At 61.4% G+C, this 26,687-nt stretch carries 16 protein-coding genes; 6 read left to right on the forward strand and 10 right to left on the reverse strand.

All coding sequences use genetic code 11. The features are described from left to right. Positions 1–285: 285 nt before the first annotated feature. The 6 genes from CLG96_RS11665 to CLG96_RS11685 all read right to left on the reverse strand — a co-directional run bounded on the left by CLG96_RS11665 (position 286) and on the right by CLG96_RS11685 (position 13,294). A complete protein-coding gene (locus CLG96_RS11665) occupies positions 286–6,963 on the reverse strand; it encodes an autotransporter outer membrane beta-barrel domain-containing protein (protein WP_107968170.1) in 6,678 nt (2,225 codons plus the stop codon). A 292-nt stretch (positions 6,964–7,255) separates the two neighbouring features. Further along, positions 7,256–7,414, reverse strand: a complete 159-nt coding sequence (locus tag CLG96_RS18790) for a hypothetical protein (RefSeq protein WP_165799633.1) — start codon at positions 7,412–7,414, stop codon at positions 7,256–7,258. Between the two features lie 99 nt (positions 7,415–7,513). Then, positions 7,514–9,052, reverse strand: coding sequence for a SpoVR family protein (locus CLG96_RS11670; RefSeq protein ID WP_107968171.1), 1,539 nt, complete (start codon positions 9,050–9,052; stop codon positions 7,514–7,516). Continuing rightward, complete coding sequence (locus CLG96_RS11675; protein WP_107968172.1) at positions 9,049–10,356, reverse strand: YeaH/YhbH family protein; 1,308 nt, start codon at positions 10,354–10,356, stop codon at positions 9,049–9,051. Before CLG96_RS11675 ends, CLG96_RS11670 begins: the two co-directional genes overlap by 4 nt. A 21-nt stretch (positions 10,357–10,377) precedes the next feature. After that, on the reverse strand, positions 10,378–12,321 hold the full coding sequence (locus CLG96_RS11680; RefSeq protein WP_207796673.1) for a PrkA family serine protein kinase: 1,944 nt from the start codon (positions 12,319–12,321) through the stop codon (positions 10,378–10,380). A 553-nt stretch (positions 12,322–12,874) separates the two neighbouring features. After that, a complete protein-coding gene (locus tag CLG96_RS11685) occupies positions 12,875–13,294 on the reverse strand; it encodes a winged helix-turn-helix transcriptional regulator (RefSeq protein WP_107968174.1) in 420 nt (139 codons plus the stop codon). Positions 13,295–13,377: 83 nt separating this feature from the next. Here CLG96_RS11685 and CLG96_RS11690 point away from each other — a divergent pair, with 83 nt between their 5' ends. Continuing rightward, on the forward strand, positions 13,378–14,211 hold the full coding sequence (locus CLG96_RS11690) for an SDR family oxidoreductase (RefSeq protein WP_107968175.1): 834 nt from the start codon (positions 13,378–13,380) through the stop codon (positions 14,209–14,211). Here the strand turns inward: CLG96_RS11690 and CLG96_RS11695 are convergent. Beyond that, on the reverse strand, positions 14,208–14,477 hold the full coding sequence (locus CLG96_RS11695; protein WP_107968176.1) for a hypothetical protein: 270 nt from the start codon (positions 14,475–14,477) through the stop codon (positions 14,208–14,210). The genes CLG96_RS11690 and CLG96_RS11695 overlap by 4 nt on opposite strands. A 161-nt stretch (positions 14,478–14,638) precedes the next feature. Here CLG96_RS11695 and CLG96_RS11700 point away from each other — a divergent pair, with 161 nt between their 5' ends. Continuing rightward, positions 14,639–15,769 (forward strand): aminotransferase class V-fold PLP-dependent enzyme, encoded by a 1,131-nt coding sequence (locus tag CLG96_RS11700; protein ID WP_243395753.1) that lies wholly within the window; start codon positions 14,639–14,641, stop codon positions 15,767–15,769. A gap of 123 nt (positions 15,770–15,892) precedes the next feature. Here the strand turns inward: CLG96_RS11700 and CLG96_RS11705 are convergent, their stop codons facing one another. From CLG96_RS11705 to CLG96_RS18795, 3 genes are all read right to left on the reverse strand, one after another. Then, a complete protein-coding gene (locus CLG96_RS11705) occupies positions 15,893–16,555 on the reverse strand; it encodes a response regulator transcription factor (RefSeq protein ID WP_243395754.1) in 663 nt (220 codons plus the stop codon). Between the two features lie 302 nt (positions 16,556–16,857). After that, entirely contained in the window at positions 16,858–17,226 is a 369-nt protein-coding gene (locus CLG96_RS11710) for a response regulator transcription factor (protein WP_207796674.1), read from the reverse strand. A 305-nt stretch (positions 17,227–17,531) separates the two neighbouring features. Beyond that, a complete protein-coding gene (locus CLG96_RS18795; protein WP_165799634.1) occupies positions 17,532–17,699 on the reverse strand; it encodes a hypothetical protein in 168 nt (55 codons plus the stop codon). Positions 17,700–17,719: 20 nt separating this feature from the next. Between CLG96_RS18795 and CLG96_RS11715 the strand changes: the two genes are divergently transcribed. The 4 genes from CLG96_RS11715 to CLG96_RS11730 all read left to right on the forward strand — a co-directional run bounded on the left by CLG96_RS11715 (position 17,720) and on the right by CLG96_RS11730 (position 26,686). Continuing rightward, positions 17,720–23,263, forward strand: a complete 5,544-nt coding sequence (locus tag CLG96_RS11715; protein WP_107968178.1) for an ATP-binding sensor histidine kinase — start codon at positions 17,720–17,722, stop codon at positions 23,261–23,263. 465 nt (positions 23,264–23,728) lie between these two features. Then, positions 23,729–24,400, forward strand: coding sequence for a hydrolase (locus tag CLG96_RS11720; protein ID WP_107968179.1), 672 nt, complete (start codon positions 23,729–23,731; stop codon positions 24,398–24,400). A gap of 88 nt (positions 24,401–24,488) precedes the next feature. After that, complete coding sequence (locus tag CLG96_RS11725) at positions 24,489–24,746, forward strand: DUF1427 family protein (protein WP_107968180.1); 258 nt, start codon at positions 24,489–24,491, stop codon at positions 24,744–24,746. After that, on the forward strand, positions 24,743–26,686 hold the full coding sequence (locus CLG96_RS11730) for an amidohydrolase (RefSeq protein WP_107968181.1): 1,944 nt from the start codon (positions 24,743–24,745) through the stop codon (positions 26,684–26,686). Before CLG96_RS11725 ends, CLG96_RS11730 begins: the two co-directional genes overlap by 4 nt. Position 26,687: the final 1 nt, after the last annotated feature.

The raw sequence follows: 26,687 nt of genomic DNA on the forward strand, positions 1-26,687 counted from the left end.
CGCGCCGGTGTAGCCGGTGCTTCGCGCTCATATGCTCGGTTTGCAGGCGCCGCCGACCACGGTGCTCTTTCAGCGCCATGCCTCTAGGGAGAAGTATCTTCTAATCCTGTCCGGCGCGACGCGTGCCCCGCTGAGCGGGGCAATGGCGGGCCGTCACGGCACGGGTGGGGTACGGCTAAGCGTTCAATCATCTGTCGGTGCTCAAGCAGTTGCGGCGGGTAGAAGAGCGAGACGACATATTTTCGCCGGCCGATTGACCGGAACCGCGTCGCCTCGCTCGCTGCTTTAGAAGCGGATCTTCAGCCCGACCGTTGCGCTTTCGCCACTGCTGTCCGCGCCGAACTCGCTATTGGCGCCGAAGAAGAGGGCCGTGCCCATCGATACCTGCATGGTCGCTCCGGCGCCGATGGTGGCCAGCGTCGCGTTACGCTTGACGCCAACGATTGTCAGGCCGTCGGGAACACCGACGTAGGCGGCGGTCGCCGCGCTATGGGTATCGCTCAGTTGATGGCGTACACCAACTGAAAGCCAGGGGCTGATGCGGGCCTCTGTGGCGCCCTTTAGCGTGAAGGCGCCGTTCAGGAAGGTCGCCTTCGTTCGACGGGCGTCCACGGTGAGACCCCATGTTACGTCGCCATTTTCGGTCGCACTTCCGCGGCGCGAAGAGACATGGGTGAGGCCCACTTCCGGCCGCAGCGACCAACCATCGCCGATGGCGAAGGATCGGCCGAGCGACATATCCCCCGTCCAGCCGCGCAGCCGATAATGGGCGCTTGTCCTGATGCCGTTGAACAGTGTGCGATCAGTGTCTGCCTCACTGCCATCGTAGCTGAGCGACGCGGCGATCTCGAATCCTTCGAAGGACGCCTGAGCAAGCACGCCGGCCAAAAAGCCGTCTGCTTCAGTCTTCGTTCCGAGAGCGCCGATCCGTTGCCGTGCGTTGATATAGCCGACAAAGGCTCCGATCGACGCCGTTTGCGATCCCAGCCCGATTCCAGCGAGCGCGCCGTAGGTGGAAATGTCCGCCCGCGACGTGCCTGTGGCTGCGGCGCCGGGCAACCGCCGCCAGCCCCCCAGCATCTGGCCGAAGGTGAAGAGGCCGGGCTGGTCACCGTGCGATGAGGTGTTGGCGGAGCGCAGCGCCGCCGCGATGGTGAGGCCGTTCTCTACCCCGATCTGCGACGCGGAGGCGTAGCTTTCGGCATTGAGACGCGCGATGGACGCCGGATTCACCGAACCATCCGCCGTCAACAGAGACGGGGCTGCATCCAGAATGGCACGGGTCGCGTTGCCAGCGATCAGCAGGCCATTCAGATAATCGACCGTGCGAACCACCTGCGGATTGGCGCCGCTTTTGACCACGAACTGTCCGAGGAGGTCGATGCTCTGGCTTCCCTGCCGGATGAAGCCGATCACCGTCGATGCCTTGTCGATGGTCGTGAAGCTGCCAGTAATGCCGTTGCTCGCCGTAATCAGCTGATAGGTCACACCGGGTGTCAGCGGGCGGTTGCCGACCAGCTTTAGCGTTGCGCCGGGCGCAATCGTCAGCGATCCGTTTATGATCAGGGCGTCACTCACCGTCGGCGTCATTTCGAACAAAGTGGTCGATCCGCCGACGAGTGAAACGCCGCCGTTGATCGTCATCGTTCCCGGTGACGCGCCCGGGGAGAGCGTGCCCTGCACCGTGACATTGCCGTTGACGGTGCCGGCACTGCCAAAGGTGGCGCCGCTATTCACTGTGATGAGAGGCGCGTTCAGGATCGAACCCGTGCGTCCGATGAACCGGCCGTTGACGATATCCAGCTGATCCGTCGTGTAATCGCCGGAAAGCGCGACCGTGCCGCCGTCCTGTCGCGTCCGTTCGAAGCCGGTGAACGCGGACAGGCCGATTTCATAGGGAGACGCGTCGCTGCCGCCGGTCGCCAGGATCAGCAGGTCATTGCCTGCGCCCGCATCTACCGGGCCGGAGACCGAGGAGCCTGCTCCGATGGTGAATTCGTCATTGCCGCTGCCCAGCGTGACCGGCCCGGCGATGCTCCCCCTATTGACGAAGCTGTTCGTGCCGCCGGCAAAGCTGAGCCCGCCCTTGATCGTGCCCATGTTGATGAGGCTGTTCGTTCCGCCGACTAGGACGACGGCAATGTCGCTCGCGGTCTGCAGTGTTTGCCCGGCCGCCAGCGTTAAATTGGCATCGCGCAGGAACAGGCTGTCCACGGCGAGCGGGCCGTTTGTCGTGATCGTGCCGGTGCCGCTGACCGTCCAGCTTTCAAAGTTGACGAATTTGTCGAGGGTCGCCTGGTCGAGCAGCCCGCCGCCGTTGATGTCGATGACCAACGCATCGGTGCCGGCATTCCCGTCCACAGTGCCGTTCAGCGTGGCGCGCAGATTGTGCGTGAACGCGTCGTTCCCCTCGCCTAGGAAGACATTGCCGTTGATGGTGCCGAAATTCACCATGCTGTCGTCCATCGCGCCAAGATCGACCGATCCGCTGATCGCGCCGGTAGCGAGGTTGGTGATCGTGTCGGCCGAATTCAGCGTCTGAATGGCGCCGGCCATGAAGCGGCCTGCATATGCATAATCCGAAATGTCATCGTAAATAAGCAGATCGGAAGGCGCAACGCCGCCGCCGAGGCCGCGGATCGTGCCTGCGTTGACCAGCGTGACTGTGTTGGCCGAGGCTTTGAACGCTGTCGAGCCGATATCCTCAAACCCTGCGAGCGGGGTGCCTTCGGGATCGTCCGCATTTCGGGTTGCGCCCGTTGCGGAAATAATGCCGCCGACTTCGTTGGTGACGGTAATGCTGGAAACGCTTCCGCTTGAGGCACTGATCCCCAGAGCTGAAACCAGTTGCAGACTTTCCGGCGTAGCGGGATACCACGGGTAGGGCGGCGGAGTGGCTGGCTGATGCAAGGCGCCCCCATCAGCGCTCAGGACACCGGAATTCGTGATACTGACGGTTGTCGTGGGCTCCCCATCGATGGGCGCTGCCGTTTCATCATAGCCGTTTCTCCGCTGGTCGACGGATCGTGCGTAGCTTCCGATGGAAACGGCAGATTTGCCGAGACGGTCTGTCTTGATCGTCCCGCTGTTGGTGAAGTTGATCGTCTGGCTGCCCTGGCTGTCCGACTCTATTTCAAGGGCAGCATCGCCAGACTCGGCCAGCGCATTGGCTGCGGCGTCTATGATGCTGCTGTTCGTCACTGTGAGGGCTCTGGCGCTTGCGTAGATATTCACGCCGCCGTTCACCGTTCCGCTGTTGGCGAATGCGACGCTGTCCTGATCGACATCGCCGTAAAGGCCCATGGTCGTGTCACCCGTCCGGTGCATATATTGGGTGAAGGAGATCGCCTCGCCATAAGCGGTCGAGCCGACGGTGCCGCTGTTGGCGAAGCTCATTGCCCGGGCGGCACCATAGACGCTGATGCCGTTGGAAAGCATTCCGCTGTTTTCGATTTTGACGCTGTCGGCATTGATGTCGTCACTGACGCCATAGCTTTGCCCGATGCCGATCGACGCCGATATGTTCTGGCTATTGCCGCGCGAGATGGTGCCGCTGTTCGCGAAGGTGAACTGCCTCGCGTTCAGCGTCACCGCGATGCCGCCTTCAATCGCGCCGCTATTCTCGATATTTGCCTGGCCGATCATCAACCTGTCCGTCGCAGCGTTGATGGTGACGGCAGTCGCCGCGCCGAAATAATTCGGGCTGCTGTCAGGTGACGAGATGGTGCCGCTGTTTTTGAATGTGAAGCTGCTCGCGTCACTGGCTGTTATTTGGGCGCTGATGCTTCCCACGACTTGACTGCGAACAGTTCCTTCATTTTCGAAGCTGCGCGCATAGCCGATCACCCCGTCGCCGATTGTGCCGCGATTGATGAACGCGAGCGTGGAGCCGGCACCCGAGAGGTTGAGCGGATCGATCGCGGTGCCAAGCGCAACAAGACGCCGCGGCCGCAGACCTGTCGCCGTCGTTATATCTGCCGTGTTGACGATGGTGCCATCGCCGACCAGCCTGATCGGATCGCCAATCTGTCCCAGTGATGAGGTTAGCGTCACCACCGTATTCGCCCCGGAAGCGCCGACGCCCTGCCGTTCGAAACCGGCGGGAAGGGCCGGAAGGGAGCCGAGGTCAACGTTCCTGCTGGCATCGTAGCTGCGCGCAAATATATCGGTGCCGGCGCCTGCATTGATGGTTCCCAGGACGCCGATCGTGTCGCCCGTGGCGACGAAGATGTCGTTCCCCGCGCCGAATGTGAGATCGCCATTCAGCGTACCGCCATGATCGACATAAGCGCCGCCTGCCGAACCCGTACCGCCAAAGGCGCTGTAGGCCAGATTGACATTGCCGTTGATGGTCCCCGCATTGGAGACGGCGCCGCCACCCGACAGCGCAACGGCATCGAAACCGGTTCCGCCGGAAATCGTGCCGCCCGCCTGATTAACGACGACTGTCGGGCTGTAACCGCCCATAATGGCTCGCGCGCCGCTGCTTGCGATTGTGCCGCTGTTCCGGACGATCGATGATATATAATCGCTCGTCCAGACCGCCACCCCGGCCGTGCTGATGGTGCCGCTGTTCGTCAGATCCCGAACGCCGGAAACACCGATGGAGGATGCGCCGCCCGAAATCTGGCTGATTGTCCCCGCGTTGGTCGTGGATAGTGCACCCGCAATGCCGGCGCCGCCGCTCAGGACAATCTGGCCGTTGTTCGTAACCTCACGTCCGCCACCGATGGCTACCGCGCGGATGCCATAGGGATTGGCGGCCTGCGTGAGCGTGATGCTGCCTTCATTGGTGAAGCGATCGAGTTGGTCGAGCAGAACCGCGCCACCGCCAAAGGCATTGGCATCAAATGCCGCTTGCAGGACGCCGCGGCTGATGATGGTGGTACCGGTTGACGTGTAGCTGAAGCTCTCTCCCGGGAAGGCGAAGCCATAACCGGAAGCGTTAATCAATGGGCTGTTCTGACCGGTGATCGCCAGCGACAGATCGGCGCTCCCCTCGCCATAGAGGCTCAGGACGGCGCCTGCGCTACTGCCGCTGGCCTTGACCAGACTGCCGGCTCCAATGTCCAGACCAACCGTCTCGAAATTGACATGGTTGCCCAGAACAATGTCGGCATTCTGCTTGAAGCGGGTGAGCAATTGATCGTTCCCGGCCCCGCCATCGAGCGTGCCGGAGATGCCGGAGCGGAACCCGTCTGTGCCCAAGGAGCCGTCAGCGATGAAAATATCATCGCCCTCGCCAAGGCGGACATCGCCATTCACCGTGCCGCCCTGCTGCATGACGAAGCGATCGAAGCTCGACCTGCCTGCCAGATCGACATTGCCGTTGATCGTACCCGCATTGGTGATGCTGGTTGCGCCCGAGGCGTAGGGATTGCTGTCCGGCACGATGGCGATGGCGGCGGATACGCCCTCGATCACGCCGCCGGCCTTGTTCTCTACTGTCAGCCGGCCGCCGCCGAAAGTGTTGCCAAACAGGATCCCCGGACCACCGCTGGTGCTGATCTTTCCGGAATTGACAAGAGCGGTGCCCGATCCGGACTGCATGAAAATGCCGACCCCGCCCGTCGCCTCGACCGTCCCGTTGTTGGTGAAGGAAGCACCATCCAGAAAGATGGCGGCATCGGTGGCGTTCTGCAGACTGGCCTTGACTGTGCCGCCGTTCACCACGCTCAGCGACGCGGGAAAGTCGAAGCCATCAGCATCGATCGCCCGGCCCTGGGTTTCGATGCGGCCCTGATTCTCCAGCGTTCCCGATCCGCTCGCCGCAATCCGCGCTGTTCCGCTGAAGCTCGAATCCAGTGTCAGATGCGCCTTGTCCTGCAGTTCGGCGCTCAGGACCGAGAAGTTGGTGGGGAGCGCCAAAGTGCCGCTGGCGGTCGTGTCCTCCGCAATGACAACCTTGACGATGTTTGCCCCGGCGCCGCCGTCGATCCTTCCGGTGATGCCGGTCGAAAGCACGCCCTTGCTGTCGACAGAAGCGACCAATATGTCGTCACCCGAGCCGAGAAGCACGTCTCCTTCAATCACGCCCTTGCTGTTGTCGATCAGCGATACTGAGGAACCACCCGTCTGTATGCTGCCCTTTATGGTGCCGCTATTGGACAGGGAAAGGCCGCCTGCCGTCAGGATCGCGTGTCCGGTGCCGCTATTCTCAATGGAACCGCTGTTCGAAATGTTCGTCCGGTCCTGACGGCTGTCGATAGTGCCTGCCGCCGACGATATGATCGTGCCACTATTGGAAATGCTGCTGCTCGAGGAGAGGAAAAAAGGATCGATCAGGCGGTTGAGTGTAATGGCCGCGTTGGTGCCACCATCGATCATGCCCGCATTGCTGATGTTGTAGACGCCGGCTGCGATCCCCGTGATGGTGCCCGTCGACGTATTGGCGATCATGCTGTAATAGATGTCATTACTTGCGGGTCCGCGGATGGCGCTCCCGCCCGTGGATGTGATCAGGCCGCTATTGTTGATCGAAGCCCTCGAACGGCCAATGGAGTTGCCGGGCGATTTTTCAATCCAGATTCCGGTGTCGCCACTGACCTTGCCTTGTTCGCCCACAACAATGGTCGCCAGGCCATCTGGATAGACATAGGATCCATATCCGAACGCAGCCCCAGCATAGGGATCAGAGTTGTAGTAGGGATTGCCATTCTGCACCGTCAGTGCAGCTGCGCCCGTTGCCGAGACCGTTCCGTCGATTCGCAGATTGCTTCCACCGCTATTCAGGCGGATGGCGGACATGCCGGTGCCCGAAACGGTCGCGCCACCGGCAATCGTTACCTGCGCATCGGTCGTGACCGTGAAGGGCTGATTGTCACCCGTGCAGGTAGTGATGCTGCCCTGAGCGGGAGGCGAGGTATCGCACGCGGCTTGGGCCGGTTGAATCATGGCGAGTGCCGCAACAACGCTTCCGCCAGCCAGCAACGCCCATTTGGACGTGCGTTTCCCGATATTCATGATTTCCCCCGTAACACCCCGTCGAACCGAGCCTTACAGATTGATCGCAAATGAATACAAGGCTGATTTATAATCAAATCGGGTCTAATATTGTGCCAGGTATCGCAGACGAAGGCGCCGCCGGGCGATTGCGACTATCAAGACTATCACGACTATTATATTGAGCGGTCCGCGAAGAGCGCGCCTTCCATGGCGCTCAGGCGATGATCTCCGCTAGCCAGCGGCCGACCCCCACGCATTGCACGCCTCACGACCCCGACAAAGGAGGCTTAGCCGGTCCCAACAAGGACCGTCATCTCGTCAGCCTGATATCGCCCGCTCCTCCGATAATGGCAGGCACGGTGTCGTCCAGCGTCGGTATAAGGTCGCACCACGGGCCAAGTGACTGGCTTGGCTCGCCGTTCTGCGGATCGCAGAGATGCTCGACCAGCCATGAATCCCAGCCGAGCATCTCGACCCGCTCCATTTCGCAAGCAGTCAGGAACAGGTCGGCATCGGCGGGGAGAATGCCGACTTCTCCGTTCGATGTGCGGAACCGTCAGGTAGATGCTCAGCCAGGTGAGGGGGAGTGCGGCTGCGCGCGATGTTGCTTCAGCGTCTTTCCGCTTTCCGGGTCGATTTCGTTCAGGCAAACGTCATAGCCCCATAAATCCGCCATGTGCTGGAGCACCTTGTCCGCATCGGATTCGGCCAGCAGCACGCCATTGTTGACGCGGTGCTCGAGGATGAGCTTGCGATCGCCCGCAAGATCGACATCGACGACCTGAATATCGGGTTCCTCCCAGCCGATATCGTAATGCCGCGCGAGCGCGTGGCGGATCTCGCGATAGCCGCGCTCATTGTGGATTGCATCGACCCTGAGTTCAGGAGTGGCCTCCTTGTCGTCGAGCTTGAAGAGCCGCCAGCGGCGGATGAGGTGGGGGCTTAGATATTGCGCGACGAAGCTCTCATCGCGGTAATTCGCCCAGATATGCTTGAGTACGCCGTCGGGATCGCCCGTACCGGCGATCTCGGGAAACCAGACGCGATCCTCCTCGGTCGGCGCGGTGCAGATGCGGGCGATGTCCTGCATGATCCCGAAGCCCAGCGCATAGGGATTGAGGCCGCTGAAATGGCCCGAATCGAATGCCGGTTGGTGGATGGCATTGGTATGCGACTGGAGGAACTCCATGAACGCGCCGTCGGTGAGCCGGCCGCGTTCGTGCAGCGTCGTCATGATGCGATAATGGCACCAGGTCGCGGCGCCCTCGTTCATCATCTTGGTCTGGCGCTGCGGATAGAAATACTGTGCGATCAATCGGATGATCCGCAGGATCTCTCGCTGCCAGGGTGCGAGCTTCGGCCCAGTTTTCTCGAGGAAATAGAGGATGTTCTCCTGGGGGAGATTGAGCGCCTCACGGCGCTTTTCGGCGCGCGCCGACGCCTGTTTCGCGCCCCTGGGCAGCGTTCGCCACAGGTCGTTGTACACGCGCTCCTGATAGGCCTGGCGCTCGGCCTCGCGCGCGGCTTCCGCCTTCAGATCGCGCGGTCTGGCCCGGGGAGAGCGGTGGATCCCCTGATGCATAAGCGCATGTGCCGCATCGATCAGCCGCTCGACCGCCGCCTGGCCATGGCGTTCCTCGCACTCCATGATGTACCGCTTGGCGAAGTTGAGATAGTCGAGAATGCCCTCTGCATCGGTCCATTGTTTGAACACATAGTTGTTCTTGAAGAAATGATTGTGCCCGAATGCGGCGTGCGCGATGACGAGCGTCTGCATCGTCGCGCTGTTTTCCTCCATGATATAGCTGATGCAGGGATCGGAATTGATGACGAGTTCATAGGCGAGCGCGCGCATTCCCTTGCGGTACAGCATCTCATTGGCAAGGACCTGCTTTCCGAACGACCAGTGCTTGTAAAAAAGCGGCATCCCCGTCGACGAATAGGCGTCGAGCATCTGTTCAGCGGTGATGACCTCGATCCGGTTGGGATAAATGTCGAGCTTCATTTCGCCGATGGCCACCTCCTCGACGGCGTCATAGACGCGGCGGATCATGTCGAAATCCCAGCCGCTGCCGGTGAAGAGCAGCTCGTCGGCGCGCCCGGTCATTGCGCCTCGGCTCGCCCGGTCCGCCGTTGGAACAGCTCGCGGAACACGGGATAGATTTCGCGGCGGTGATGCACCTTGCGCATGACGAAGCGGCCCTTGGGCGCGATCACCTTCTCATACCCCTGCCAAAGGTCGCTCGCCTTCGGGAACGTGCCGGCGGGCATCGGATCCTCCTCGCGCCCGACTTCGAGATAGGCGACATATTGCGCGATTGGCACGATCGAATTCTGCATCAGGCTGACTGCCTGGGGATTGTCGTGCGCCAGATTGTCGCCGTCCGATGCCTGCGCGACATAGATGTTCCAATCCTCGGGACGATAACGGTCGGCGACCACGGCCAGCATCTTGTCGAGCGCGCTGGAAACCAGCGTCCCGCCCGTTTCCTTGCTGTAGAAGAAGGTATTCTCGTCCACCTCGTCCGCGCGGTCGGTATGGCGGATGAACACGACTTCAACATGGCGGTAGCAGCGCGTGAGGAACAGATAGAGCAGCGCGAAGAAACGCTTCGCCAGATCTTTCATATGCTCGGTCATAGATCCCGAGACGTCCATCAGGCAGAACATCACCGCCTGGGCGACCGGCTTGGGCGTCGTCTCGTAGCGGCGGTAGCGCAGATCGATCGGGTCGATATAGGCGATCAACTGGCGGCGGCGCTCGAGCCGTGCGCGCTCCTGGTGTAGATGCTCAAGCCTCGATGCATCGTCCGCGCCAAGGGGAGCCTGGCGCTCTAGCCGCTCGATCTCCTCGTCCAGCCGGTTCATATCGGCGTTGCTGGGGCGGCGCAGCGCGAGGCGGCGTGAAAGCGCGTGGCGCATAGTCCGCGGGATCGACAGGCTCGACGGCGAGCCGGTGGTCGAGTAGCCGGCACGTCTGACGCCTTCCACCACAGCGCCGGCCAGACGCCGCTTTGCCAGATCGGGCAACTCGAGATCGTCGAGGAACAGATCGAGAAATTCCTCGCGCGTCAATATGAAGCGGAACTCGTCCGCGCCGTCGCCCGTGCCGGCGAACGGCCCGCCAGTTCCGCCTCCCGGGCGCGGGATCGTATCGCCTTCCAGATACTCCTTGTTGCCTGGCAGGACATAGTCCCGATTTCCGCCCTGCGCCGTGCGATGAAAAGTTGGTTCGTGCACGCCGTCGCGCACGATCGTGATCTCGCCGTCCCGATCGAGCTCCCTTATGCTACGATCCTTCAGGCTGTCGCGGACCGCCCGCTGAACCGACGCCTTCGCGCGCCGCAAGAAGCGCTGCCGGTTGACAAGGCTCTTGCCGCCCGGGTTCAAGCGTCGGTCGATAATGTACATCTGCCGACTAGCCCGCCCCCATCATCCTGCCTGCTTCACACGCATATACCATTCGACAAGGCGGCGGACCTGGCGTTCGGTATATCCGCGCTCAATCATCCGCGCGACGAACTCGTCATGCTTCTTCTCGGTATCGCTGTCCTTCTTCGAGCCGAAGCTGATGACGGGAAGCAGGTCCTCGACCTGACTGAACATGCGCCGCTCGATCACGTTGCGGATCTTCTCATAGGAGGTCCAGCTCGGGTTGCGGCCATGGTTGCTCGCGCGCATCCTGAGCGCGAACTTGACCACCTCGTTTCGGAAATCCTTGGGATTGGCGATCCCGGCGGGCTTCTCGATCCGGGAAAGCTCCTGGTTGATCACCTCGCGATTGAGCAATTGGCCGGTATCGGGATCCTTGAAGTCGAGATCCTCGATCCACGCGTCGGCATAGGCGACATAGCGGTCGAACAAATTCTGGCCATAATCATGGTAAGATTCGAGATAGGCCTTCTGGATCTCGTTGCCGATGAACTCCGCATAGCGCGGCGCGAGCTCGCCCTTGACGAACTCCCGGTAACGGGCCTCGGTCTCGGCAGGGAGCTGCTCCTGACGGATCATCCGCTCGAGCACATACATGAGGTGCACCGGATCCGCCGAGATTTCGGCCGGGTCATGGTTGAAGGTCGCCGATAGCGCCTTGAAGGCGAAGCGCGTCGAGATGCCGTCCATCCCTTCGTCGACGCCCGCGGCATCCTTATACTCCTGCAGGCCCCTGGCGCGCGGATCGACCTCGCGCAGCGTCTCTCCATCATAGACGCGCATCTTCGAATAGATGCTCGAATTCTCATGCTCGCGCAGCCGCGTCAGCACGGAGAAGCGCGCGAGCATGTCGAGCGTGCCGGGCGCGCACGGCGCTTTGGCGAGCTCGGATCCGCGCAACAGCTTCTCATAGATCTGACGCTCCTCGGTCGCGCGCAGGACATAGGGCACCTTGATGACGTAGATACGGTCGATAAACGCCTCGTTGGCCTTGTTGTTCTTGAAGTTGCGCCATTCGGTCTCGTTCGAATGCGCCATGACGATGCCTGAGAAGGGGATCGCGCCGATATTCTCGGTACCGATATAATTGCCCTCTTGCGTCGCGGTCAGCAGCGGATGCAGCATCTTGATGGGCGCCTTGAACATCTCGACGAACTCGAGAATGCCCTGGTTGGCGCGGTTGAGTCCGCCCGAATAGCTATAGGCGTCGGGATCGTGCTGCGACAGCAGCTCGAGCTTGCGGATGTCGACCTTGCCGACCAACGAGGAAATGTCCTGGTTGTTCTCGTCGCCCGGCTCGGTCTTGGAGATGGCGATCTGGTGGATGCGCGACGGCATCAGGCGGACGACGTTGAAGCGCGAGACATCGCCACCGAACTCGTCGAGCCGCTTGCGGCACCATGGGCTCACCAGGCCGGAGAGGCGGCGGCGCGGAATACCGTATCTGTCCTCGATCATCGGACCGTTGGTTTCGGGGTCGAACAGTGCGAGCGGGCTCTCGAATACCGGGCTCACATCGTCGCCGGCCTTCAGCGCATAAATCGGATGCACCTCCATCAGCGCCTTCAGGCGCTCGGCGAGCGAGGATTTGCCGCCGCCAACCGGCCCCAGCAGATATAGGATCTGCTTGCGCTCCTCGAGCCCCTGCGAAGCGTGCCGCAAGAAGCTCACGATCTGCTCGATCGTGTCTTCCATCCCATAAAATTCGGCGAAGCTCGGATAGGTACGGATCGTCCGGTTCATGAATATCCGGCCGAGCCGCTGGTCCCGGGCGGTATCGACAATCTGGGGTTCGCCGATCGCCGCCAGCAATCGTTCGGGCGCGCTCGCATACATCAAGGGATCCGCGCGGCAACCGCGCAGATACTCCTCGATCGTCATCTCCGACTGGCGACGTGCCTCGTAGGTCCGAACATATTCGGAAAACAGATCGTTGACCGCCACATCCACTCCTCTGCAAGCGGAGCACTGATTCCAATATAGTTTGCCTGCGCGCGCAAACCAGCGCCCACACCGCTGTTCAGGATCACGACCATCGCTTGCCGAACACCTCAGACCGCAATCGGTTGGACAAAAGGACCAGCCCCGTCTCGCCAGCCCCGTCTCGATCGCGTCGCTGTCGGCCTATTCGGCGCGAGCACCGGCGTCGGAGTCTTCCGTCTCTGGCGGGGCGGTGCCGGAGGAGGTGCGCGCCCACTCTTCTGATCGTCGGCAGCCACGATGGTGAGCGTGTCTGATACCTAATTACTCGGTTCCCGACGGGGCGTGAATGCGCCCATGTACGAACCGACTCCGCGGGAGGGGCGCTTGGGACAAGGTAGCGCACTGCTATAGACGGCAGTGAGAGGCCATCCACCCAACGACTGGGGAACGGCGCGAACGGCGGCTTTCCTGACCTCGTCGCTCCAGAACTGCCTGTCCGGCATCGGCCGACCGCGACGAATGAAGCGAGCTGATTGAGCCGCGACGGACGGCAAGCCGCGTTGCGAAGAAGAAGCTAGCAGCGCCGCTCCGCTCGGGCCGCATGCCATTTTTCCATCACCTGCGGCAGGCTGAGCTCAACCCAGTCGGCCAATTCCCGGACTTTGCCCGCCGCTTCCGCCCCCAGGGGCGTCAGCCTATATTCCACATGCGGCGGCACGACCTCATAGGCCCTGCGGTGGACCATGCCGTCCCGTTCCAGCGCTTGCAGCGTCTGGGCCAGCATGCGCTCGCTCACCCCGCCGATCTTCCGGCGCAGGTCGCTGAAGCGATGCGTGCCCGATTGCAGGCTGATCAGCACAAGGACGCCCCAGCGGCTGGTCAGGTGCCGGAGGATGTCGCGCGAGGGGCAGGCGGCCGACATCAGGTCGCCGCGCTGCAGTCTGGCGGAAAGGCTGATGTCCTCCTGTCCGGATGGCGGAGAAGATTTCTTCATACTTACATTTCCATCCGTACTTACGAAAAATCTGTGTGGTCTCCAGATGGCGCCCGTCACCATGGGAAGCAAGGAGTTCCACCATGACGATCGCCATCACCGGCGCCACCGGCCAGCTCGGCCGCCTGGTTGTCGCGAAGCTCAAGGAGCAATATCCCGCCACCCACATCGTCGCGCTGGCGCGCAATCCGGCCAAGGCGGCCGGGCTCGGCGTGCCGGTGCGGGAGGCCGACTATGCGAAGCCCGCGACCTTGGAGCAGGCGCTTGTCGGCGTCGACAGGCTGCTGCTGATCTCCTCGAGCGAAATCGGCCAGCGCGCGGCGCAGCACCGCAATGTCATCGATGCGGCCAGCAAGGCGGGCGTGCAGCTGATCGCCTATACCAGCCTGCTTCATGCCGACCGCTCGCCGCTCGACCTCGCCGAGGAGCATCGGCAGACGGAGGCCGACCTCAAGGCGGCCGGCATTCCCCATCTGATCCTGCGCAACGGCTGGTACACGGAAAATTACACCGCCTCCATTCCGGGCGCGCTGGCGGGCGGGGCGTTCATCGGCAGCGCGGGCGAGGGGAAGATCTCCTCCGCGCCGCGCAGCGACTATGCCGAGGCGGCGGTCGCGGTGCTGACCGGCGAGGGGCATGCCGGCAAGATCTATGAGCTGGCCGGCGACGAACCCTATACGCTCGCCGAGCTGGCCGCCGAGATTTCCCGCCAGACGGGCAGGACCATCCCCTACCATAATCTTGCCGAGGCGGATTATGCGGCGGCGCTCGTCGGCTTCGGCCTGCCGCAGGATCTGGCCGGGGCGATCGCCCGATGGGATGTCGGCGCGTCGCAGGGCGCGCTGTTCGAGGGCGGCCGCCAGCTTTCGACGCTGATCGGCCGCCCGACCACGCCGCTCGCGATGGCGGTTTCCTAGGCGCTGGCCGCCTGATTGGAGATGCGTACCAGCCGCCCGGCGGCGACCATTTCGCCCACCCGCACGCCGGCATCGACGCCCGCCCCGACGACATCGACCAGCGCGCCCTGGACGCTGATTCCTACCTGACGGATGGATGCGTCTTGATGAAGCAGGCGACGCGCGGCATCAGCAGCATCTGCGCCGCCCAGAGCAAGAACGGCAATGACGGGTCCTATCCAGCAAATCTGTTCGGATATAGCGTCTAACGCTTGCCCATCGATCAAGGAGCCATGCCATGCTGCATCCCGATACAAATGGCATAGATCGAAGGGGTGAGGCCTCGCCAGGCGTGTCCGGGATTTCGAGGCGGGGTCTGCTGCAGACGGCCGCCATCGCATCCCTGACACGTCCGGTGGCCGCACCCGCTCAGTCGGACAAGCCCTCCTTGAGAGATGAACTGCTGCTGGCGCCGGACATCCGCTATTTCAACGCTGCCAATATCGGCCCGACATTCCGTGCCGTCGTGACGGCCCAGCAGCGCGGCACGATGGAGTTCCACAACAACCCCTCGCGTGAATTTCGGGAAAAATATCCCGCCATGGCCACGCGGTTGCGCGCGAGGCTCGCCGCGCGCCTCAACGCACGCCCCGAGGAGATCGCGCTTGTCCGCAACGCGAGCGAAGCCAATACGGTCGTCCTGCGCGGCCTCGATCTGCGGGCGGGCGACCGGATCATCCTGACCGAGCATAATCATCAGTCCACCATGGACACGTGGCGCCTCAGGGCGGAACGCGAGGGGCTGGACCTGAAAATCGTGCCGACCCCGATTTCGGCGCGATCACCCCAGGAGGTTGTCGATGCGATCGCAGCGGCGATCACGCCGCGCACGCGTGCGATTTTCCTGTCGCACATGACGAATGTGACAGGCCTCGTCTATCCGGTCGCCGCCATCTCGGAACTGTCCCGCAGACAGGGGTTCTGGCTCCATGTCGATGGTGCCCAGAGCTTTGGCTGGATGAAGATCGACCTGACGGCGCTGGGCTGCGATTCCTATTCGGGGAGCACGCACAAATGGCTGATGGGGCCTCTGGAAGGGGGCGTCCTCTATGTGCGCCGGGACCGGCTGGACGATCTCCATCCCCTGATGCTGAGCCATGGCTATTGGCTGACGGACAGCAAGGATCTCGAAACCGCTCAGAAGTTCGAGATCCTTGGCCAGAGAGACGATCCGAAGCTGGATGCCATCAACGCCACGCTCGACCTGATGGACGGCATAGGCGAGGCGGCGATCGAAACCAGGGTGCGCGCGCTGGCGACGGAAATGCGCGGCATCCTGGCGAAAGTGCCGGGCGCGCGCCTGATCGGCACTGCCGATCCGGCCCTGTCGGGCCCCGTGATCGGCCTGGCTTTCGAAGGCAGGGATGTTCTTGCCATGCGCAGCCGGCTGTGGCGCGAGGGAAGAGTGGCGACTGCGTCTGCCATGGCGAACAACCAGCCGCTGATCCGATTTTCGCCGCATCTCTATAACAGTATCGACGAAATGCATCTGGCGGCCGAGCTTCTCGCAAGGAGTTGATCTGCGCGGTGCGTATTTCCAACCGCGAAGCCTTTACCTCCTCCTCAATCATACGGCCGAGGAATGGAAGCGGCCGCCGCGCGAGTGGTTCGAGGCCAAGACCCACTTCGCTCTTCTCTTCGGTCAGCTTTCTCTCTCAATCGCTTCGGCCACGCGTACGAGTTCCGCTAATGTCCGCACGGCCATTTTCTTCATGAGGTTTGCGCGGTGTAACTTTATAGTAATCTCGCTCAGACCGAGTTCTCCGGCCACCTGTTTGTTCATCATGCCCGTCACGACGAGATCCATGACTTCCCTTTCCCGCGGTGTGAGCGATGCACGACGCGCCTTGATGGAGATCAGATTTTCACTGGCTCGACGCTGTTGGCGATGCTTGGCGAGTGCTGAATTTACCGCATCGAGCATGTCCTGGTCACGAAATGGCTTGGCAAGAAAATCAACCGCTCCGGCTTTCATCGCCTGCACGGACATCGGGATATCGCCATGCCCGGTCATGAAAATAAGGGGCATTCGGTCACCGCGCTCGATCAGGACGTTCTGGAATTCCAGCCCACTCATCTGAGGCATGCGAACGTCTGTGACAATACAGCATACGCAGTCCGGGAAAGAGGCATCAAGAAGGGCCTGCGCGGACTCGAACAATATTGTCTTCAAGCCCGTCGAGCGGAAAAGGCTGTCAAGTGCATCCCGGACGAGTTTATCGTCATCGATGATAAGGATTGTCGGTGGCTCGCTTTCCACATATTGGGCGGCGCCTTCCGCCTTCGGGCCAGAACGGGAATTCAATGTCTTAGACTCCTCTGGCACCGAATGTCCTTCTTTTCGCGCTTTCCATCAGCCAGCAACCACATATGCCGACAAGACGGCAAGGGCCGTTGGATATGAGGCAGCATAGCGAAGCCTGATAACTGCTGGTCTCGACGATTTGCAGACGCCGGCGATCAGCGCGGATTTACGCTGGCGGCCGGCCGCTATCCGTCCAGAAATCCCCATCCAATCCCAGCATTCTCAATGGCGACCACTGCGATATCCAACGGCATGAAGGTCAATCCGGCCTTGACCATGGCCCAGCGAGCGCGCGTTTCCTTTTATGCGTCAAATATTCCGGAGAGACAATTCATGATCTCGCGCCCTGCGATAGGCTTTTCCAAGAAGCATCGTGCGCCGGACGATAGCGCGCGCGCCCTGACCGAAGCATCGGCAAGCGCCGTCATCAGCACGACCGGTATAGCCGGTCGGTTGAGCCGCACGATATCGTGCAGCTCAAATCCGCTCAGTCCAGGCATTTGAATGTCGGTGAACAGGCAGGCTATTTCGCCAATGCCTTCATGATCGAGAAATGCTTTTCCGGACTGGAAGGTTCGCACGCGATAGCCGAGGGAGCGAATGAAGCTCGACATTGCATCAAGGACCGCCTTGTCGTCATCAACAATTGCTATGACCATTGCATCGGCCACGCGTTTCTCCCGCATAGACTCCGGGGGGTCTCGACCGTGCCGGGTATCTCAATGGCGAAAAAATAGGAAAGCCGAAGAAAGATTGAAACTATACTGAGGTTTAGGTTGAAGGAGCCGCTCGCCGCAAATTACATCCGATGCTATCGGATAATGGCTGCCCATGACCGCGGCCCAAATTATGCTTCATTGACGGAATCAACCAACGCACTCTAGAAGTGCGGGGGCTGCCCCAGGCCTAGGTCAATCTTGCATTGGTCGGGGCCCAGGTCCGGTGAGTTCGTGCACCAATGGGGGAACGGTGAAGGTCAGCATTCCTTGCGGTTTGCCGGAAAGTTGTCCTGCGATTTCTCTGCGCACAGCAATGTCAGGCCGTGCCCAATATGCGGCATGATCCAGTCCGCAACGGCGCGAAACTCCATCCTTTTGCGCTGTCCGTCGCATTGCCCTCCGCGCTGCGCCTCGAGCGCCTTCATTCCGCATCAAGCGAAGCGCTATGATAGACGTGACCGGCTACACCCTCTCCTTGCTTCGAGAAGGAGAGATGTTCTGCTATCGTGGATCGTCGGGCGACCATGATCCCATTCTGCTCATCGAACCTTCCTGCGAAGATGCCGGTGTCCAGACCCCCAAGGTCCTGCAGCATGAGTTCGCACTGCGCGAATATCTGGATGCGGCGTGGGCAGCGCGTCCTCTCGCACTGACACGACGCGCAAGCCGGGCTGCGCTTGTCCTGGCCGACCCCGGTGGTGAGCTGCTTGAACGGCTGCTGCACAATGAAGCCGACCAAGCCCCGATCCCCATGGATGTCACCACATTTCTGCCGATCGCGCGGTCGATCGCGCAAGCCGTGCGCGAGATGCACGCGCGGGGAATAGTTCACAGAAATCTCAGCCCTGCCCATATCCTCGTCAAACCAGCCAGCAACGAGGCCTGGCTCACCGGCTTTGGCGTCGCGAGCGTCGTGCCTTCAGAGCGGACATCCCTCGAGCCTGTCGAGATAATTGTCGGCACCCCGCAATATATGGCGCCCGAACAGACCGGCCGCATGAATCGGCCGATCGACAATCGATGCGACCTCTATGCGATCGGGATAATTTTCTATCAGATGCTGACGGGGACGCTCCCATTCTCCGCATCCGATGCAGCGGGCTGGATATATAGTCATATCGCCCGCGCGCCGATACCGCCGCACGAGCGCCTCGATAGCATTGATGAGCAGCTGTCACTGATCATCATGAAGCTTCTCTCGAAGACGCCGGAGGATCGTTATCAGAGCGCGAAGGGCCTCGTTGCAGATCTTACAAAATGCCTCGACGGATGGACGCAGACCGGGAAGCTGGGAAGATTTGAACTAGGCCTTCTCGATATCCCGCAGACGCTCAGGCTTCCCGATAGACTTTATGGCCGGGCGCATGAGCAAGCCAGGCTCGTTTCGGCCTTCGACCAGATCGGTAGCGGCTTGGAATTCGTCTTGATTTCCGGCCCATCCGGTACTGGCAAGTCAGCCCTCGCCGACGTCCTCAAAAAAGCAGGTGATCCTGCTGGGCAGTTGTTCGTTGCCGGTAAGTTCGAGCAATATAAGCAAGATCGCCCTTATGTGATCATAGCTGATGCCTTCGAACAACTGGTTCGTCCCATTTTGGGGCAGGACGGAGCCAAGCTCCAATTCTGGCGGCAAAAGATACAGGATGCCCTTGGCCAGAATGGGGGGCTGATTGTCGATCTGGTCCCTGAACTTGCATTGCTTGTGGGAGACCAGCCGGCGATCCCACCGCTCCCGGCGGAAGACGCCCGCAGGCGATTGCATGCCACCATGCGCCGTTTCCTCGGTGCATTCACGATGGGCGGCCAACCTCTCATCCTTGTCTTCGACGACCTCCAATGGGCCGACCCGGCAACACTCGCCTTCGTCCGTGAGCTGATTCTCGAAGGTCAGGACCATCTGCTGCTCATCGGCACATATCGCGACGACGAAGTCGGCCTCGAGCATCCGCTTTCATCGCTTCTGGATATTCTCGATAGCGCTCGCGCCTCCGTGGAAAGGATTCACCTATCCCCTCTCACCGGGGCGGATGTGGAGCAACTCATTCGCGAGACGTTGGGCAGCGAGCATAATAGTAACCAAATACACCCTCTTTCCGACTTCATTGAAAGGCAGACGGGGGGGAATCCTCTTTTCATACACCAATTCCTGTCCCAACTCGCCGATGAGGGGCTGATCTGGTTCGATACCCGGATTCAGAGCTGGTTTTGGAGCCTCGAGCGGATTGGCCAAAGGATTTACACGGACGACGTTGTCGATCTTCTCGTTTCGAAATTGACCCGGCTCCCATCGACTACTCTCGATATGCTGAAAAGCTGTGCCTGTGTCGGACGTCAGGCAAGAGCAGGAATATTGAGCGCATTGGGCGATAAGCCAGTCGACACTGTCGATGGAGCGCTCTCCCCAGCAGTCGATGCCGGCCTGCTCAACCGTCGGGACGACGTCTATACTTTCCCCCATGATCGTATCCAGGAGGCGGCTTACAGCTTGATCTCGGAGGCGGATCGTTCCGTAACCCATGCCGCTATCGGCAGGTGCCTGGCCAGGCACCTGACGGCCGACAGCCCGGCAGATCTTGTCTTCGAGGTCGTCGATCAATCCAATCGCGGAATCGGGGCCGTCTCGGAACAAGCCGAAATACGGCGTATCGCGGAATATAATCTGGTGGCGGGGCGCAAGGCCAAGGGGGCCACCGCTTATGCGTCCGCCTTCACATTCTTCCATGTGGGCGCAAGCCTGCTGGATCAGGCCTGGGCCGCGAGCGATGATGCGCTCCAATTCGCGTTGATGCTCGGACAGGCGGAATGCGAGTTCCTGACCGGCGCAATCGTCGAAGCCGAGGCGCATTTGCTCGAGCTTTGCAATGCAGCATCAAGCAGCATCGAAAAGGCGGAAGCCACCACGATATTGTTGAGACTCTATACTGCTACGGATCGTAATGATCGGGCAGTGGCGATCGGTCTCGAATATCTTCGCGAGGCCGGCATCATGTGGTCGGCTGCCCCCAGCGACGACGAGATTGCACACCAATATCAAGCGATGTGGGATGAGCTGGGCACGCGTTCGATCGAAGATCTGAACAGCCTGCCCGAAATGGTCGATCCGGCCTGGCTCGCGACAATGGACGTATTGTCCGAACTCATTGCTCCTGCTTCCTATGTCGACCAGAACCTGCTCGGCCAGGTCCTCATATGCATTGCGCGCCTCAGCATGAAATGGGGCAACAGCCCGGGCGCATCCTTTGCCTATGTCTGTTTCAATATGGTCGCCGGGGCCCGGTTCGGGGATTATCCGACAGGCTATCGCTTCGGCAAACTTGCGCTCGCCCTTTCGGAGAAGCATGGGCTCGACCGGTTAGGCTGGCGCGTTGCCATGTGCTTTGCCTGCATGGTCAATCCCTGGATCAATCATATCGCGACGGAACGCGCCTTGCTCGAGCAGGCGACGGACTGGGCTGATGAAGCAGGCGACGTCATTTTTGCGGCATATGGTCGCGAAATGATCACCGCGAACATGCTCGTGTCCGGAGAATCCCTTGAGATCGTCGAAGCAAGGACCGTCTCTGTCCTCGAGCGGGCACGCAAGGCAGGAATCTTCCTCGTCGTAGGCTTCGCCGAAGCGAAGCTCGGCCTTGTCCGCATGCTGCGCGGGAATAGCGTCCAGTTCGGGGTGTTCGATAATGACGAATTGGACGCAGCCGCACTTGAACGACGGCTTGAAGATCCCGGCCTTGCAATGGCGAAGTTCCGTTACTGGATTCGCAAGCTGCAAGCGGGTGTTTTCGCGCAGGATGGCGCGGCGGCCCTGGATGCAGCGGCAGTCGCCAAGGGCTTGCTCTGGACGTCTCCAGCCTTCTTTGAAAGTGCCGAATATCATTTTTACGCCGCGCTCGCCAGGAGCACCATCGTGGCAGCGGGATCGTGGCATGAAAATGCGCGTATCGTTGAGGATATTAAAGAACATCTTTCAAATATAGAATTGTGGGCAAGCCAGTGCCCAACCAATTTCGAAAATCGCCGAGCCCTGGCTGCCGCCGAACTGGCGAGAATAGAAGGCCGAACTGTCGACGCGATGCGGCTCTATGACGATGCCGTCCGGGCGGCGCATCGCCATGGCTTCATTCAGAATGCAGCACTTTCGAATGAAATGGCGGCGCGTTTTTATATCGGGCAAGGCTTTGAAACCATTGCCGAGACCTATCTGCGCGCCGCCTATGATGCTTATGCAGCCTGGGGAGCCATAGGGAAAGTTCGGCATCTGGAGCGGCAATATCCATCGATATTGGGCAAGATCCTACCTTCCCCGTCCAGCTACTCGACCGTCGAGACGCCTCTCGCCTCGCTCGATATAAGCACGGTCATCAACGCATCCCAGACCCTCTCGCGCGAGATCGATCTTACCAGGCTGATCGAAGAGCTGCTTAAAATGGTTCTCGTCCATGCGGGCGCAGAGCGCGGAAAGCTTCTGCTCGTCCGTGATGGCCATTATGTGACTGCAGCCGAAGCCGAGGCGGAGCCTGCCAGCAATCTCGTTCATGTCACTTTCGATCAGAGATCAGCCAAAACGACGGACATTCCAGAAAGTCTCATTCAAGAAGTGCTCGATAGCCGGGAAACTATTGTCCTGAAGGATATCGGGCAGGCAGCTTTGGCCGCTCAAGATCAATATTTGCTAGAGCATCGGCCCTATGCCGCCGCGTGCCTGGCGCTCGTAAAGCAATCCGAACTTGTGGGCATGCTCTATATCGAGAACCGACTGGCGCCTGCTGCATTCACCGCCGCGCGCATGGCCGTTCTTGAAATTCTGGCATCTCAGGCGGCCATCTCCCTGGAAAATGCCCGGCTATATTCCGAGCTCACCGACGAAAATCTGGAACGTAAACGTGTCATGGACGCCCTGCGCCTGAGCGAATATTCCCGATCCGAAGGTCAACGGCTCAGCAAATCCGGTGATTGGCGATGGAATGTGGAAACGGGCGAACTCCATTGGTCCGATGGTGTTTTCCGCATCCACGGCATCGATCCTGATGGCGTGCGGCCGGATTATTCATTTCTGCTCAACAGAGTCCATCCAGATGACTTGGAATCGGTGAAGCGCTCGACCTTCGAGGTCATTCAACAATGCCTTCCCGTCGAACATGATTACCGCATCATTCTCGATGACGGGTCGGTCAAGCATCTATGGGCGACCGCCGCGCCCAAGCTCACCGGCTCAAAGGTTACGGAAGTCATTGGCTTCGTCATGGATGTCACCGAGCAAAGACGCGCCGAGGCGGCGCTTCGCGCCCTTCAGTTCGAGGCGGCGCGCGCCTCCCGCCTGACCGCGATCGGGCAGTTCGCCGCATCGATCGCACATGAGGTCAATCAGCCTTTGTCTGCGATCACGACGAATGCCGAAGCGGGTCTGAGATGGCTCGGCCGAGCCGAAGCCGATATAGGTGAAGCACGCGATGCCTTCGATCGTATATTATGTGGCGTGAAACGCGCCGAGGATGTCGTCAGAGGCGTAAGGGCCATCGCACGCAAGACTGGACCGGATATCTCGGAGGTCTCCGTCAAGGACCTTCTGGATGATGTCCGATCGCTGGTGACGTCGGAATTGCAGCGCGGCGATGCCAGTCTCGATATCTTCCTTCCGGTCGAACCACCAATCGTCCGCGCGGACCGCGTGCAGCTCCAGATCGTGATAGTGAATCTGGTCCGCAACGGCATCGATGCCATGCGTCACGTGGATGATCGCCCCCGGATGATCAGGATTTCAGTCACGATTCCTGATCGGGGCCGCATCGAATTCCTGGTCGAGGATACGGGGCCGGGATTGGATTCCGCCATCGCAGACCGTGTCTTCGAACCGATGATGACAACCAAATCGGATGGCATGGGCATGGGACTTTCCATCTGCCAGTCGATCATCAAGGCGCATGGCGGGCAGCTCTGCTCGGTTGCGCGTGATGTCCCCGGCGCCGCTTTCCGCTTCTCTGTCCCGCGCGCTTGAACGTCCGCGCGCCATGCGGTGCGTCCACCTTCCCATACTTAAGTATGGGGGTCGGAAGACCTAGTCAGTAGGGCGATCGAACCTCCGTGCGGTAGGTGAAGTACGGCTTTCCTCCTACCCTGTGCTCCTCAGCGTCGATGCCGAGGAGAAGTCGATGTCTTATGATCCATTCAGCATTGTCCATGCCGAGGCGGCTGGCTGCAGGTGCTGCTGGAATTTCAGCACGACTGGACGCGGCGCGAAAGCTGGGAGACCGTACATGCCAGCTTTGCCGAGCATGGCGGGGGTTGCTCAAGCCATAAGGCGAAATGCTGAACTATTCTAAAAAGTTGAACAGATTCGCCGAGATTTTCCTGCTCCGCAGATGGATGCGGCTTTGTTTAGACCAGGATTACCAGGTTGCGGAACTGCCCGCATAAGCAGCGCCGCCACAGTGGACCACCAGCTACAAGGGAGACTTTCACGATGCCGATCACTGCCACTCCGACGCCGGGCAAGACGCTGCTTTCGCCGAAGGATCACACGCTGATCCTGATCGACCATCAGTCGCAAATGTCGTTTGCGACGCACTCGATCGATGCGACGACGCTCAGGACCAACACCGCGCTGGTCGCCCATGCGGCGGCGGGCTTCGGCGTCTCGACGATCCTGACGACGGTTGCCGAGAAGAGCTTTTCGGGGCCCATCTTCGACGAGATCACCGAAGCCTTCCCCGATACCGAAGTGACCGACCGCACCTCGATGAACACCTGGGAAGATGCGAACGTCATCAAGCGCGTCAATGCGATCGGCAAGGATCGGCTGGTCTTCGCGGGGCTGTGGACCTCCGTGTGCATCGTCGGCCCGACGCTGTCTGCGCTCGACCAGGGCTATGAAGTCTATGTCATCGCCGATGCGTGCGGCGACGTGTCGAGCGAGGCGCATGCGCGTGCGATGGAGCGCATGATCCAGGCCGGCGTCCGGCCGATAACCTCGCTCCAATATATGCTCGAGCTGCAGCGCGACTGGGCGCGCACCGAGACCTATGAGCTGACCACCGGCATCGCCAAAAAATATGGCGGCGCCTATGGCCTTGGCATCATCTACGCCAAGACCATGTTCGGCGCCTCCGAGGGCGGCCACGCCCAGGCCGCCTGACCGGCTGGAGCAGGCCGGCCGCCCGAAACCCCTCCCCGGGCCGGCCTGCTCCTTCCCCGCTTACGCCCGCGCCGAGGAGCCCCGCGCGATGAAACCCTATCTCCTCTCGCTCGCCGCCGGCATGCTGGTCGGCATCATCTATGCCTTGCTGAACGTGAAGTCGCCGGCGCCGCCGACGATCGCGCTGATCGGCCTGCTCGGTATCCTGCTCGGCGAGCAGGCGGTGCCCATCGCCAAGCGGCTGCTCGCCGGCCGTCCGGTCATGGCCTATGTCCGGACGGACTGCGCGGCGCATGTGCTGGGTCCGCAGGCCGTGAAGCGTGACACGAACGGGTCGCGGGCATGACCGGGCCCAACCGTCGCCAGACTCTCGCCGCCGCGGCGGTCGCCAGCCTCTTTCCCTCCATTGCCCTCGCGCGCGCCGGGAGATCGTCCATGCCGTCCTCCGACCTGATTCTCATCAATGCCAAGGTGACCACGCTGGATCGCAGCAACCCGCAGGCGGAGGCGGTCGCGATCCGCGACGGCCGCTTCCTCGCGGTCGGATCCGAGCAGGAGGTCCGCGCCGCCGCGCCCGATGCGACGGTGATCGATGCGGAGGGGCGCCGGCTGATCCCGGGGCTGATCGACAGCCATATCCATGTCATCCGCGGCGGCCTCAATTATAATATGGAGCTGCGCTGGGAGGGTGTGCCGAGCCTCGCCGAGGCGATGGCGATGCTCAAGCGCCAGGCCGAGAACACGCCGCCGCCGCAATGGGTGCGCGTCGTCGGCGGCTTCACCGAGCATCAGTTCGCCGAGAAGCGGCTGCCGACCATCGCCGAGATCAACGCCGCCGCGCCCGACACGCCGGTGTTCATCCTCCACCTCTATGACCGCGCGCTGCTCAACGCGGCGGCGCTGCGGGCGGTGGGCTATACCAAGGACACGCCCAACCCGCCGGGCGGCGAGATCGTGCGCGACGCGGCCGGCAATCCCACCGGGCTGCTGCTCGCCCAGCCTAATGCGACGATCCTCTATGCGACGCTCGCCAAGGGGCCCAAGCTGCCGCCCGACTATCAGCTCAACTCGACCAGGCATTTCATGCGCGAGCTGAATGGGCTGGGCGTCACCAGCGTGATCGACGCGGGCGGCGGCTATCAAAACTATCCCGACGATTATGCGATCATCGAGAAGCTGCATCAGGACGGCGAGCTGAGCCTGCGCATCGCCTACAACCTCTTCACCCAGAAGCCCAAGGAGGAGTTGAAGGACTTCGCGACCTGGTCGACCAAGGTGAAGCCGGGCGACGGCGACGATACATATCGCCACAATGGCGCGGGCGAGATGCTCGTCTATTCCGCCGCCGATTTCGAGGATTTCCGCGTCGCGCGGCCCGACATGCCGCCGAACATGGAGGCCGATCTCGAACCCGTCATCCGCCTGCTTGCCGAGCGGCGCTGGCCGTGGCGGCTGCATGCCACCTATGACCAGACCATCTCCCGCGCGCTCGACGTGTTCGAGAAGGTCGACAAGGATATTCCGCTCCAGGGGCTCAACTGGTTCTTCGACCATGCCGAGACGATCTCGGAGCGCAATATCGACCGTATCGCGGCTTTGGGCGGCGGCATCGCGGTCCAGCACCGCATGGCCTATCAGGGCGAATATTTCGTCGAGCGCTATGGCGCCAAGGCCGCCGAGACGACCCCGCCGATCAAGCGGATGATGGCGGCCGGGCTACCGGTTGGCGCCGGGACGGACGCGACGCGGGTGGCGAGCTACAATCCCTGGGTGTCGCTCAGCTGGCTCACCACCGGCAGGACGGTCGGCGGCTATCGCCTCTACCCCGTCGCCAACCGGCTCGACCGCGAGACCGCGCTGAGGCTCTGGACCGAGGCGAACACCTGGTTCTCCAACGAGCAGGGCAAGAAGGGCCAGATCAAGGCGGGCCAGCTTGCCGACCTGGCGCTGCTGTCGGACGATTATTTCTCCGTGCCCGAGGACGAGATCGTGCACCTCCGCGCCGTCCTGACGCTGCTCGGCGGCAAGGTGGTGCATGGCGAGGGCGACTATGCGCCGCTCGCGCCCGACTTGCCCAAGCCGATGCCCGACTGGTCGCCGGTCGCGACCTTCGGCGGCTATTGGCGCGCGCCCGAGGCCAAGGCCAAGCTCGCCAATGCCTGCGGCTGCGCCAGCGCCTGTTCGGTCCATGGCCATGACCATGCCGCAGCGCTGGGCGCCAATGTCCCCGCCGCCGACGTCCAGAGCTTCTGGGGCGCGATCGGCTGCGGCTGCTGGGCGGTATGAG

It is taken from the genome of Sphingomonas oleivorans, from assembly GCF_003050615.1.
GTDB lineage: Bacteria > Pseudomonadota > Alphaproteobacteria > Sphingomonadales > Sphingomonadaceae > Sphingomonas_H > Sphingomonas_H oleivorans.